The organism is Pseudomonas sp. BN505 (assembly GCF_029873175.1).
GTDB classification, from domain to species: Bacteria; Pseudomonadota; Gammaproteobacteria; order Pseudomonadales; family Pseudomonadaceae; genus Aquipseudomonas; species Aquipseudomonas putida.
This window is the reverse complement of record NZ_SSOI01000070.1, coordinates 111,782-124,137: the sequence shown is the minus strand read 5'-3', so window position 1 is coordinate 124,137 and position 12,356 is coordinate 111,782. Positions and strand designations below refer to the sequence as shown.

Genomic DNA, 12,356 nt, shown 5'->3' with positions numbered 1-12,356 from the left:
CGGTCGCAGGTTCGAATCCTGCTGAGTCCGCCACTTTCTTGAAGTGGCTCTGCTTGCACAGCTACTTCAGTCAACCAGTGGTAACCTGGTCTAAAACTACCACCACGGACTCATAGCTCAGCTGGATAGAGTACTCGGCTACGAACCGAGCGGTCGCAGGTTCGAATCCTGCTGAGTCCGCCATATCCCATCAAGAAGCCCGCTCAGTTGAGCGGGCTTTTTGTTTTTCTGCGCCACTGAATTGTTGGCCATGTCGATCTAAGCTCTTCTGTAATGTTTGTGGTGTAGCTTGAGGCCGCTGGTGCGGCGCCAAATTCGATCAGGCATCGCAACACATCTACGCACACACAACAAATGTGCTTTAAACGCCAGAGCCGCCGTCGCACTGATAGCTTCAAGCGTTGTCCCACCTTTATCGCGCAAACGATTGTTCTGGCCAAAAATTTAAGCGATCTGACAGCTTTAGCAGTGTATGATTGCGCCCGTCAGCCCCGCCGGGGCTTGTGGAAAACCACCATGGACTTACCCAGTAGTTACTCGCTAACACGATTCATACAGAAAGATCTGACCGATTGATTCTCCCGGCGTGCTCCGCTGCTGGGAGTGGAGTTCGCCTATGACTGAAGTAGAAGTAAAAAAAGCGCAAGAAAGCCTGCAGGATCGCCTGGCCCAGGTGGTCGAACTGCTGCAACGCCAGCGTGTGGTCGAAGACCTGACGCACCGCCAGGAAGGCGCGCACAACGACCTGGTCGAAAACCTGGTCCACCGCCAGAATCTCGTCGAGCTGCAGCGCAAGCTCGATGATCTGCACCCCGCCGACATCGCCTATATCCTCGAAGCCTTGCCCCTGGAAGACCGCCTGACGGTCTGGCAGCTGGTGCGCTCGGATCGCGATGGCGACATCCTGCTTGAAGTTTCCGACTCGGTTCGCCAATCGTTGATCGCCGACATGGACGATCACGAGCTGCTGGCCGCCGCCAAGGAAATGGACGCCGACGAGCTGGCGGACCTGGCCCCAGAGCTGCCGCGCGACGTTGTTCACGAGCTGATGGAAACCCTCGATGCCCAGCAACGCGAGCGTGTGCGCTCGGCGCTGAGCTACGACGAGGAGCAGGTCGGTGCGCTGATGGACTTCGAGATGGTCACCATCCGCGAAGACGTCAGCCTGGAAGTGGTGCTGCGCTATCTGCGCCGCCTGAAAGAGCTGCCCAACCACACCGACAAACTGTTCGTGGTGGATTACGACGGCATCCTCAAGGGGGTGTTGCCGATCAAGCGCTTGCTGGTCAACGACCCGGAGAAGAAGGTAGCGGAGGTCATGGCGACCGACCCGGTGTCCTTCCAGCCCGAGGAAGATGCCTATGATGCAGCGCAGGCTTTCGAGCGTTATGACCTGGTATCGGCACCTGTAGTAGACAAAGGCGGGCGCCTGATCGGCCGTTTGACCATCGACGAAATGGTCGACCTGATCCGTGAGGAGAGCGAGAGCGAAGTCCTCAACATGGCGGGTCTGCGTGAAGAGGAAGATATCTTTGCCTCGGTCTGGCGCTCGTTCCGCAACCGTTGGGCATGGCTGGCGATCAACCTGATTACCGCTTTTCTCGCTTCCCGCGTTATCGGGCTGTTTGAAGGCTCGATCGAAAAGCTGGTGGCGTTGGCTGCGTTGATGCCTATCGTTGCGGGTATTGGTGGCAACTCGGGTAACCAGACCATCACCATGATTGTCCGCGCCATGGCGCTGGACCAGGTGTCGCCGGGCAATACCAGCCGCCTGATGCGCAAGGAGTTGGCAGTGTCGCTGATCAACGGCCTGGTGTGGGGTGGAGTGATCGGTGCGGTGGCTTTCTGGCTGTATGGCAGCTGGTCACTGGGTTTGGTGATGACCGCCGCAATGACTCTGAACCTGTTACTGGCAGCGCTGATGGGCGTGCTCATCCCGATGACATTGGCCCGCCTGGGCCGCGACCCGGCCATGGGGGCGAGTGTGATGATCACTGCCGTGACCGACAGTGGCGGCTTTTTCATCTTCCTCGGCCTGGCTACGCTGTTCCTGCTGTAAACCGATCTTTCCCTGTGGGAGCGGGCATGCCCGCGAACACCGGCGCAGCCGGTGCCATCCACCGCGTCGCCTGATTCGCGGGCTTGCCCGCTCCCACAGTGGTCCTGCAAAGGCGTATGCCGTTGCGGTAGGCCAGCCACAAAAAAGCCAGCTTACGCTGGCTTTTTCATGTTCGCTGCAGGCCTCAGGAAGCGTCAGCGGCCATTTCCACATCATGAGCGATGAGGGCCACCAGGGCGTTCTGCTGGCGGTGAGACAGTTGACGGAAGCGCTGCAGCAACTCGCGCTCGTGCAGCGACAGCTCAGGGCTGTCCAGGCGCATGCTCAGCTCGTCACCCAGCGCACCTTCCTGGATAAGGCTCTGTTCCAGGCGCGCGATGATTTCGGAGTTCATGCTGCGGTGATGGTTTCGCGCTACCTCGGCAATGCGCTCACGCATCCCGTCTGGCAGGCGGACGACGAACTTGTCAGCGGTGCGGCTCGAATAAATAGCCTGTTTCATTGGGCGCATATAAATTGACCGGAGTTTGGTTCAGGGGAAGCGGTTCTCAAATTGGCCGCACGGGGTGGAAGTACGACCGTGGCGACGACAAAATGTTCAACCGGCAGTAAAAATGGGTGCTCATCTTGCCTCATCATCGCCGTTTCCTTGGCGTCAATTCTGTGACAAATAGTGAGCCGGATAAAGGCTTTCTGCCAGTACCAATTATCAGAAATGAGCACTGGTTTGAAAAGTTTTACATGCTCCGGCTTGCCCAACCGTCAGACTTTTGCCGTCAAAAACTGGTAAAACGCAGCAAAAGGCAAGGAAAACACCTAGAATGCGGCGGTTTCCCTTCATAGAGCATAGTGGCTATGCAACATGACGCAAGCGACCGTCGATCAGGGACAGGCCGGTTGATATTTCTGATAGGACCGTCGGGTTCGGGGAAAGATTCCCTGATCGACGCTTCACGTGAGCGACTGGCGGCCGCCGGGGTAGAAATTGCCCGTCGCGTCATTACCCGTTCAGCCGAAGCCAAAGGCGAAGCCGCTCATGGGGTTACGCCCGAGCAGTTCGAGACCCTGCGTGCTCAGGGCGCATTTGCCATGCACTGGCACGCCAACGGCCTGGACTATGGTATTGCGCAGCAGGTGGACGAGTGGATGGCGGCGGGCAGGGCAGTGCTGGTGAATGGCTCGCGGGCCTACCTGGCCGAAGCGCGCCAGCGTTACCCGAACCTGCTGGCGGTGCTGGTCGAGGTCAGGCCCGAAGTGCTGCGTCAGCGCCTGCTGGCCCGTGGCCGCGAAAACGCCGAGGAAATCGAGCAGCGCCTGGCTCGCAGCGCCCGTTTGCAGGCACCGCCCGATCCTTCAGTGCATGTGCTGGACAACTCGACAACCCTGGAGGCAGCGGTCGCAGCCCTGTTCGGGCTGCTTCGCGATGAAGGGGTTCTGCCACCGGAGTAGCAGTGCCAGAAAAGGATTACGCGAAAAAGCCCGGCAGGTGCATGACAAACGCCAGCATGCTGGTTAACATGCTGGCCATCCCGCTGTGCAGCGCTCGCTGCCGGTCGTAGCGTCTCAGTAGCTCAATTGGATAGAGCATCCCCCTCCTAAGGGGAAGGTTGCAGGTTCAATTCCTGCCTGGGACGCCATTTCTTGTTTCTCCCATTTTTGCCTCCGCCTCCTGTGCAGCCGCCATCCGTGTGCGCGTCAGGAAGTACCCCGCCACTACCAGCACCACCGTCAGCACCGTGAACCAGAACTGGAAACGCGATGCCGGTTCGAACGCCTGGGTGCCGATCACTGCCAGCAAGGCGAACAGCGCAACGATATTGGCGTACGGGAACAGCCAGGCGCGGAAGGCCTTGGGGTCGACCGCTTCGTGACGGGTTTTCCAGCGCATGGCCACGTGGGCGATGATGATGAAGATCCACACGACCATCACGAGGCTGCCGGTACTCTTGGCCAGGGTCATGAACAGGTCGCCGGCGCTGATAAAGTGCACGGTCAGGATCATCGTGCAGATCGACAGGCTCAGCAGCAATGCATTGATCGGCACGCCCTTGGCGCTGGTGCGCGAGAACAGCTTGGGCGCGTGCCCGCGCTGGCTCAGCGAGAACAGCATGCGCGAGTTGGAGAACATGAACGAGTTCATCACCGACATGAACGAGACGAACAACACCAGCTTCATGGCCACCGCCGCACCACCGAACCCGGCCAGGCTGAACAGCGAAACATAGGGCGAGGCCAGGTTGGCCTTGTCGGTCCATGGCAGGCACAGGATCAGGATCGACACCGAGCCGACGTAGAACAGCATCACGCGCAGGATCACGCTCTTGATCGCGCGGATCACGTTCTGCCGCGGGTTCTCCGACTCACCTGCGGCCACGGCGGCGATTTCGCTGCCGCCCAGCGAGAAGATCACCACGATGACACCCGCCATTACCGGCGACAGGCCGTTGGGCATGAAGCCGTCGTGGGCGGTGAGGTTGACCAGGCCAGGCGACGGGATGTCGTGGTGCAGGCCAAGCAGGATCGAGATGCCCAGCAGCATGAAGATGAGGATGGTGGCGACCTTCATCGCCGCCAGCCAGTACTCCACTTCGGCAAACGAACGCACCGAGTAGGCGTTGCTGGCCATCAGTGTCACCAGCATCAGGAAGGCGCCTGCCCAGATCGGCAGCCAGGGTAGGAAGTCATGCAGGATGGCGCCCAGCAGGACTGCTTCAAGGGTGATGGTCATCATCGACTTGAACCAGTACAGCCAGCCGACTGCAAACCCGGCCCAGTCACCGAGCCAGGTGTTGGCGTAGGTCGAGAACGACCCGGCATCCGGGTTGCGGCAGGCCATTTCACCCAGCATGAACATGACCAGGGTGACCACCAGGCCACCAATGAAATACGACAGGATGGCCGCAGGCCCTGCCGATGCGATCAGTGAGCCCGAGCCCATGAACAGGCCTGCACCGATCACCCCACCCAGTGCGATCATGGTGATGTGCCGCTGCTTGAGGCTTTGCTTCAAACTGTTGGATTGCATTTCCTTGTCCTCTCTTATTGTTGGGGGGACCCGACAACGTCCCCCAACGCAGGCATCGTCATGCGCCTGCGTCCACGCGTGGCAAATAGCTACCAGCCTGCCACCCTGGACAATAAGGCCAAGGACCTCAAACGAATTCTCTGCACAACATCCTGCCGATTTTTCCTGAGACCGGTGATGGTGCCGGTAGCGGTGCAATTGACCAAGCCATGCACCACCAGAACATCGACACCGCCGGGCGCCTTCAAACGGGTCAGCTTGGGGAGCCTTTCACGACCCGCGGCACTTTCGCTACCGACCGCCGCCACTCCCTCATGCCGTGCCGGCCGCTTGTTGCTCTTCATCCAGGCCGTCCGCCTCGGCGACCTGCTCTTGCGCTTTCTCCTCGATCTTGCGCTCGATGTCATCTTTCATGCGCTGGGCGATCAACTCGTCGACCTTTGCTTTCATTTCCGGCGACAGGGCGTCGTACTCTTCTTCGGTCAGGCCTATTTCACGCAGCAGTTTTTCCTTGATCATCTCGCCGGGTGACTTGGACATGAAGTCGTGAAACTCCTGCCGGGCAGTCTTGGCTGGCAGTGGTTCTCCGATCACCGGCTCGGTGGTCTCAGAACCCAGGTTTTGCAGCATCACCTTGAATTTGGCAAAGGCTTCTTCGCGCGCATCCTCAGCGTTTTGCTGAGCGGTATTGCCTTGGTGCTGCTGTTGGGTCGCCGTGTTGGCAGTGGTTACTGGGGTGCTGGCTGGCGCAATCTCGGCCACTGTCTGCTCATCGCTGGCGTGCCGGGGTTGATTGAGCGTGGGCTGCCAGCTGACGCCGTTAGGGGCGATTATCATGTTTCCTCCTTGGAAATATCGTTGGCAGCTATCCAGCGCAAAAGCCATGCCAGCGCTGTGCCGGTCGAAATCAGGCCTTTGGCGCTATTTCGGTTGCGCCCTGGCGGGCATATGCTTGCCTGTCCAAGGCATGATCTTGCCGCCTGCGGCAATTACCACCACTGTCGGCAGCCCCTTGACCGGAGCGCAGTTGCTGGGCATCAGGGAGAGCGTCCATGAATCACGAAACCAGGCCGGCACCCGGCAGCTTCAGTGAACAGCAATTGCACACCTTGTTCGAGTTGATCAGCGATGGCATCTGGGACTGGAATGCCAACACCGGCTACGTCTATCGCAACCCCGGCTGGTACGCCATGCTCGGTTACGCCAGCCACTCCATGGCCAACTCGGTACTGACCTGGGAAAGCGTGATCCACCCCGAGGACTACCCGCGGGTAATGGCGCATTTCGAGGCCTACATCAACCAGCGCAACGAGCGCTACCTCATCGAATACCGCTGCCGTTGCCAGGATGGCAACTACATCTGGATCGAAGACAGCGGCTACATCATCGGCCAGAACGCAGACGGTTCGGTGGCGCGCATGCTCGGGGCGCACCGCAACATCGACGCCGGCAAGCGCCTGGTGGCGCAGCTGGAACAGAAGAACCAGTCGCTGGAGTGCCAGGTGGCCGAGCGTACCCGCGAGCTGTCCTGGGTGAACCAGCAATTGCAGCGGCAACTGGAAGAGAACCTCGAGTTGGCCGAGCGCGACGCGTTGACCCGCATTGCCAATCGCTACCGGCTGGAAAAGTCGTTGCAGACGGAGTGCGAACGCGCCCAGCGATTCCGTCAGCCGTTGTCGCTGATCGCCATGGACATGGACGATTTCAAACCGATCAACGACCGCTACGGCCACGCCCGTGGCGATGCTGCGCTGGTGTTGGTGGCCGATAACTTGCGTACCTGCCTGCGCGAGCTCGACGTGTTGGCGCGCTGGGGTGGCGATGAGTTCGTCATCGTGCTGCCGCAGGCCGCGCTGGGCGAGGCGCTGGAGGTGGCGGCGGGCTTGCGCCAGGTGATGGAGCAGCTGGAGCCGGTGGGCGATTGCCGGCTGACCATGAGCTATGGCGTGGTGCAATGGCAGGAAGGGGAGGACCAGCATGCGCTGCTGGCGCGTGCCGACAAGGCGCTGTACCGGGCCAAGGCGGCCGGCAAGAATGCCATAGCCCCATAGCCTGACGCGGTCCACACAAGGGATCGCGCAGGTGACGGGGATCAGTGCCTGGATGAAAAAAGACCCGCGGCGCCTCTCGGCGCAGCGGGCCAAATCGGCCTTGGCCGCTTCAGTGTCAGATATGCAGGGCGTGGCCCAGGGCGCGCAATGCCGCTTCCTGTACCGCCTCACCCAGCGTCGGGTGGGCATGGATGGTGCCGGCCACATCCTCCAGGCAGGCGCCCATCTCCAGCGATTGGGCAAACGCCGTGGACAGTTCGGAAACCGCCACGCCAACGGCTTGCCAACCCAGGATCAGGTGGTTGTCCCGCCGTGCCACCACGCGCACGAATCCGCTCTTCGCTTCCAGGCTCATGGCCCGGCCATTGGCGGCAAACGGGAACTGCGCGACGATGCAGTCCAGCCCTTGCTGGCTGGCCTGCTCCGGGGTTTTACCGACGACCACCACTTCTGGGTCGGTAAAGCACACCGCAGCAATCGCGGCAGGCTCGAAGCGGCGTGCCTTGCCAGCGATGATCTCGGCGACCATTTCGCCCTGGGCCATGGCCCGGTGCGCCAGCATCGGTTCGCCGGCCACGTCGCCGATGGCCCAGACGTTGTGCATGCTGGTCTGGCAGCGCGCGTCGATGGCAATGGCGGCGCCGTTCATTTTCAGGTCCAGGCACTCCAGGTTGAAACCTTTGGTGCGCGGCCGGCGGCCGACGGCCACCAGCACCTGGTCGGACTCCAGGCGCAGTTGCCCGCCCTCGCCGTCGTTGGCCAGCAGGCAACCGTTTTCGTAACCTTCGACGCTGTGGCCCAGGTGCAGGGCGATGCCCAGCTTTTTCAACGACTCGGCCACCGGGGCAGTCAATTCGCTGTCGTAGGTCGGCAGGATGCGCTCACGCGCTTCCACCACGCTTACTTGCGCGCCCAGCTTGCGGTAGGCAATGCCCAGTTCCAGGCCGATATAGCCACCGCCCACCACCACCAGGTGCTGCGGCAGGGCTTTCGGCGCCAGGGCTTCGGTCGAGGAAATCACCGGCCCGCCCAGAGGCAGCATCGGCAGTTCGACGCTGCTGGAGCCGGTGGCCAGCAACAGGTGTTCACACTGGATACGCTGGCCATCAACTTCGACCTGCTTGCCGTCGAGCACCTTCGCCCAGCCATGAATCACCTTGACCCCGTGCTTTTTCAGCAGGGCGGCCACACCAGTGGTCAGGCGGTCTACGATGCCGTCCTTCCAGGCCACGCTCTGGCCGATGTCCAAGCGCGGCGAGGCAACGCTGATGCCCAGTTCCGACGGCCCGGCGAAGCGCGAGGTCTGGTGGAACTGCTCGGCCACATGGATCAGCGCCTTGGACGGAATGCAGCCGATATTCAGGCAGGTACCGCCCAGCGCCTGGCCTTCCACCAGCACGGTAGGGATGCCCAGTTGCCCGGCACGGATGGCGGCCACATAGCCGCCAGGGCCGCCGCCGATGATCAACAGGGTAGTCTGGATAGTCTGTTGCATGCTTACTCCACGAACAGGCAGGCAGGTTGTTCGAGCAGGCCACGCACGGCCTGGATGAACAGCGCGGCGTCCATGCCATCAACCACGCGGTGGTCGAACGAGCTGGACAGGTTCATCATCTTGCGCACGACGATCTGGCCGTCGATCACCACCGGCCGCTCAACCATGCGGTTGACGCCGACAATCGCCACTTCCGGGGTGTTGACCACCGGCGTGCTGACGATGCCACCGAGGGCGCCCAGGCTGGTCAGGGTAATGGTCGAGCCCGACAACTCTTCGCGGTTGGCCTTGTTGCTGCGTGCCGCGTTGGCCAGGCGGGAAATCTCGCCAGCATTGGCCCACAGGCTGCCGGCTTCGGCATGGCGCAGCACGGGCACCATCAGGCCGTTGTCACCCTGGGTGGCGATGCCCACATGCACCGCGCCATGGCGGGTGATGATCTGCGCTTCGTCGTCATAGGTGGCGTTGATCTGCGGGAAGTCACGCAGCGCCACGACCAGTGCACGCACCAGGAACGACAGCAGCGTCAGCTTGCCGCGGCTGTCGCCGTACTTGCTGTTGAGCTGCTGGCGCAGGGCTTCCAGGGCGGTGACGTCGATTTCTTCCACATAGCTGAAGTGCGCGACCCGGCGCTTGGCGTCCTGCATGCGCTGGGCGATCTTGCGGCGCAGGCCGATCACCGGCACCTGCTCGCTGTCGCTGCGCTTGGCATAGCCATTGGGGGCTTGCCCGGCGGCGCTCTGCGGCTTGCTCATGAAGGCGTCGAGGTCTTCGTGCAGGATGCGCCCGGCCGGGCCGCTGCCGTGCACATAGCGCAGTTCGATGCCGGTATCCAGCGCACGCTTGCGCACCGCCGGTGAGGCCAGCGGCTTGTCGCCCGGCTGGCGCGGCACGATGGGCGCAGCTTCGTGGTTGGCGGGTGCCTGGTACGCAGCGGGTTTTACGTCTTTCTGCGGTTCTGGCTTCTCTGCCACGGGGGCGGCGGGCGTTTCTACCTGTTTGGCCTGAGGCACATCCACATGGTTGCCGCTGCCTTCCACTTCGATGCGGATCAGCTCGCTGCCGACCGCCATCACTTCACCTGGCTGGCCACCCAGGGCCAGCACCTTGCCGCTGACCGGCGAAGGGATTTCCACGGTAGCCTTGTCGGTCATGACGTCGGCCACCACCTGGTCCTCGGCGATCATGTCGCCGACCTTGACGAACCATTCCACCAGCTCGACCTGCGCGATGCCTTCGCCAATGTCCGGCATCTTGATGACGTGCGTGCCCATTCAGACCTCCATGACCTTTTTCAATGCCGCACCTACCCGCGAAGGCCCTGGGAAATACGCCCATTCCTGCGCGTGAGGGTAGGGGGTGTCCCAGCCCGTGACGCGCTCGATCGGCGCCTCCAGGTGGTGGAAGCAGTGCTCCTGCACCAGCGACACCAGTTCGGCACCGAAGCCGCAGGTACGGGTGGCTTCATGCACCACCACGCAGCGGCCGGTCTTTTTCACCGACTCGACGATGGTGTCCAGGTCCAGCGGCCATAGGCTGCGCAGGTCGATCACTTCGGCATCGACGCCGCTTTCTTCGGCGGCCACCTGGGCCACGTACACCGTGGTGCCGTAGGTGAGCACGGTCACGTCATTGCCGGGGCGGGTAATGGCGGCCTTGTCCAGCGGCACGGTGTAGTAACCGTCGGGCACGGCGCTGTGCGGGTGCTTCGACCACGGCGTTACCGGGCGGTCGTGGTGGCCGTCGAACGGGCCGTTGTACAGGCGCTTGGGCTCCAGGAAGATCACCGGGTCGTCGCATTCGATCGAGGCAATCAGCAGGCCTTTGGCGTCGTACGGGTTGGACGGCATGACGGTGCGCAGGCCGCACACCTGGGTGAACATCGCTTCCGGGCTCTGGCTGTGCGTCTGGCCGCCGTAGATGCCACCGCCGCACGGCATGCGCAGGGTCAGCGGGGCGATGAACTCGCCGGCCGAACGGTAACGCAGGCGCGCCATTTCCGAGACGATCTGGTCGGAGGCGGGGTAGAAGTAGTCGGCGAACTGGATCTCCACCACCGGGCGCAGGCCGTAGGCGCCCATGCCCACGGCGGTACCGACGATGCCGCTTTCGGAGATTGGCGCGTCGAACACGCGGGATTTGCCGTACTTGTTCTGCAGGCCTTCGGTGCAGCGGAACACGCCGCCGAAGTAGCCGACGTCCTGGCCGTAGACAACCACATTTTCGTCGCGCTCAAGCATGACATCCATGGCCGAGCGCAGGGCCTGGATCATGGTCATGGTAGTGGTGGCCATGGCGGTTTCCGGGTTGATGCTGTTGTTGTGATCGTTCATCTCAAACCCCCAGTTCCTGGCGTTGACGGCGCAGGTGGTCGGGCATTTCCTTGTACACGTCCTCGAACATCGAGGCGGCGCTCGGGATGTGACCGTTGGCCAGGGTGCCGTACTGCTCGGCTTCTTTCTGCGCGGCAATCACAGCAGCCTCGAACTCGGCCGTGGTGGCCTGGTGTTCTTCCTCGGACCAGTGGCCGATCTTGATCAGGTGCTGCTTCAGGCGGACGATCGGGTCGCCCAGCGGGAAGTGGCTCCAGTCATCGGCGGGGCGGTACTTGGACGGGTCGTCCGAGGTCGAGTGCGGGCCGGCGCGGTAGGTGACCCACTCGATCAGGCTAGGGCCCAGGCCGCGGCGGGCGCGTTCGGCGGCCCAGCGCGAGGCGGCGTATACGGCGACGAAGTCGTTGCCGTCAACCCGCAGCGAGGCAATGCCGCAGCCCACGCCACGGCCGGCGAACGTGGTCGACTCGCCACCAGCGATGGCCTGGAAGGTAGAAATCGCCCACTGGTTGTTGACCACATTGAGGATCACCGGGGCGCGGTAAACGTGGGCAAAGGTCAGGGCTGTGTGGAAGTCCGACTCGGCGGTGGCGCCGTCACCGATCCACGCCGAGGCAATCTTGGTATCGCCCTTGATTGCCGACGCCATGGCCCAGCCGACTGCCTGCACGAACTGGGTCGCCAGGTTGCCACTGATGGTGAAGAAGCCGGCCTCGCGTACCGAATACATGATCGGTAGCTGGCGGCCTTTGAGCGGGTCGCGCTCGTTGGACAGCAACTGGCAGATCATCTCTACCAGCGACACGTCGCGGGCCATCAGGATGCTTTGCTGGCGGTAGGTCGGGAAGCACATGTCGGTGCGGTTCAGCGCCAGCGCCTGGCCGCTGCCGATGGCTTCTTCGCCCAGGCTCTGCATGTAGAAGGACATCTTCTTCTGGCGCTGGGCAACCACCATGCGGCTGTCGAAGATCCGCGTCTTGAGCATGGCGCGCATGCCTTGGCGGAGGATTTGCGGGTCAATGTCTTCAGCCCACGGGCCTTGGGCGTCGCCTTGCTCGTCGAGCACGCGGACCAGGCTGTAGGACAGGTCGGCGGTGTCGGCAGCATCGACATCCACAGGGGGTTTACGGGCTTGACCTGCATCGTTGAGGCGCAGGTAGGAAAAATCGGTCTGGCAGCCTGGCCGGCCGGTGGGCTCGGGCACATGCAAACGCAGGGGGGCGTACTCGTTCATGCTTTTTACGCTCGCTCGGGTATTTGTTTTTGTGAGCTCTGAAGCGGCCGCCGCTGAATACCGGCTTGTGACTGGTAGGTCAGCGTCATCTACATCTTAGTGGCCCGGCAGGAGAATTTTTCTCTCAAGTTGATTGCCTTTGCCGAGCGGTGCAGATAA

The 12,356-nt window shown here is 62.1% G+C and carries 10 protein-coding genes and 3 tRNA genes (1 of these 13 cut by a window edge); 6 read left to right on the top strand and 7 right to left on the bottom strand.

The genetic code is table 11. The annotated features are described in order from the left end of the window. From E8E78_RS27090 to mgtE, 3 genes are all read left to right on the top strand, one after another. Window positions 1–33, top strand: a tRNA-OTHER gene (locus E8E78_RS27090) (it extends 86 nt beyond the left edge of the window). Window positions 34–106: 73 nt separating this feature from the next. Further along, window positions 107–183, top strand: a tRNA-Arg gene (locus E8E78_RS27085). A 433-nt stretch (window positions 184–616) separates the two neighbouring features. After that, window positions 617–2,059, top strand: a complete 1,443-nt coding sequence (gene mgtE, locus E8E78_RS27080; RefSeq protein ID WP_016498500.1) for a magnesium transporter — start codon at window positions 617–619, stop codon at window positions 2,057–2,059. Window positions 2,060–2,243: 184 nt separating this feature from the next. Here the strand turns inward: mgtE and E8E78_RS27075 are convergent, their stop codons facing one another. Further along, a complete protein-coding gene (locus E8E78_RS27075; RefSeq protein WP_003254499.1) occupies window positions 2,244–2,570 on the bottom strand; it encodes an Arc family DNA-binding protein in 327 nt (108 codons plus the stop codon). Between the two features lie 344 nt (window positions 2,571–2,914). Between E8E78_RS27075 and phnN the strand changes: the two genes are divergently transcribed. After that, the gene (gene phnN, locus E8E78_RS27070; RefSeq protein WP_049273839.1) at window positions 2,915–3,508 is read left to right on the top strand and encodes a phosphonate metabolism protein/1,5-bisphosphokinase (PRPP-forming) PhnN; all 594 of its coding nucleotides are present in this window, start codon (window positions 2,915–2,917) and stop codon (window positions 3,506–3,508) included. A 111-nt stretch (window positions 3,509–3,619) separates the two neighbouring features. Continuing rightward, window positions 3,620–3,696, top strand: a tRNA-Arg gene (locus E8E78_RS27065). On the opposite strand, the gene E8E78_RS27060 is transcribed toward E8E78_RS27065, so the two are convergent. Both E8E78_RS27060 and E8E78_RS27055 read right to left on the bottom strand, forming a co-directional pair. Beyond that, the gene (locus E8E78_RS27060) at window positions 3,675–5,084 is read right to left on the bottom strand and encodes an amino acid permease (protein ID WP_080889181.1); all 1,410 of its coding nucleotides are present in this window, start codon (window positions 5,082–5,084) and stop codon (window positions 3,675–3,677) included. The genes E8E78_RS27065 and E8E78_RS27060 overlap by 22 nt on opposite strands. A gap of 312 nt (window positions 5,085–5,396) precedes the next feature. Next, window positions 5,397–5,921 carry a hypothetical protein gene (locus E8E78_RS27055; protein ID WP_059394761.1) on the bottom strand — a complete coding sequence of 175 codons (525 nt, stop codon included), beginning with the start codon at window positions 5,919–5,921 and terminating at the stop codon, window positions 5,397–5,399. Between the two features lie 215 nt (window positions 5,922–6,136). Between E8E78_RS27055 and E8E78_RS27050 the strand changes: the two genes are divergently transcribed. Then, window positions 6,137–7,135, top strand: a complete 999-nt coding sequence (locus E8E78_RS27050) for a sensor domain-containing diguanylate cyclase (protein WP_059394762.1) — start codon at window positions 6,137–6,139, stop codon at window positions 7,133–7,135. A 115-nt stretch (window positions 7,136–7,250) separates the two neighbouring features. Here E8E78_RS27050 and lpdA read toward each other — a convergent pair whose 3' ends face one another. The 4 genes from lpdA to E8E78_RS27030 are packed head-to-tail and all read right to left on the bottom strand — an operon-like array spanning window position 7,251 to window position 12,197. Then, a complete protein-coding gene (lpdA, locus tag E8E78_RS27045; protein ID WP_280311690.1) occupies window positions 7,251–8,630 on the bottom strand; it encodes a dihydrolipoyl dehydrogenase in 1,380 nt (459 codons plus the stop codon). Between the two features lie 2 nt (window positions 8,631–8,632). After that, complete coding sequence (locus E8E78_RS27040; RefSeq protein WP_280311691.1) at window positions 8,633–9,904, bottom strand: dihydrolipoamide acetyltransferase family protein; 1,272 nt, start codon at window positions 9,902–9,904, stop codon at window positions 8,633–8,635. Further along, window positions 9,905–10,963: an alpha-ketoacid dehydrogenase subunit beta gene (locus E8E78_RS27035; protein WP_280311692.1), complete on the bottom strand. Its 1,059-nt coding sequence runs from the start codon at window positions 10,961–10,963 to the stop codon at window positions 9,905–9,907. Between the two features lies 1 nt (window position 10,964). Beyond that, window positions 10,965–12,197 (bottom strand): 3-methyl-2-oxobutanoate dehydrogenase (2-methylpropanoyl-transferring) subunit alpha, encoded by a 1,233-nt coding sequence (locus E8E78_RS27030; RefSeq protein WP_016498508.1) that lies wholly within the window; start codon window positions 12,195–12,197, stop codon window positions 10,965–10,967. Window positions 12,198–12,356: the final 159 nt, after the last annotated feature.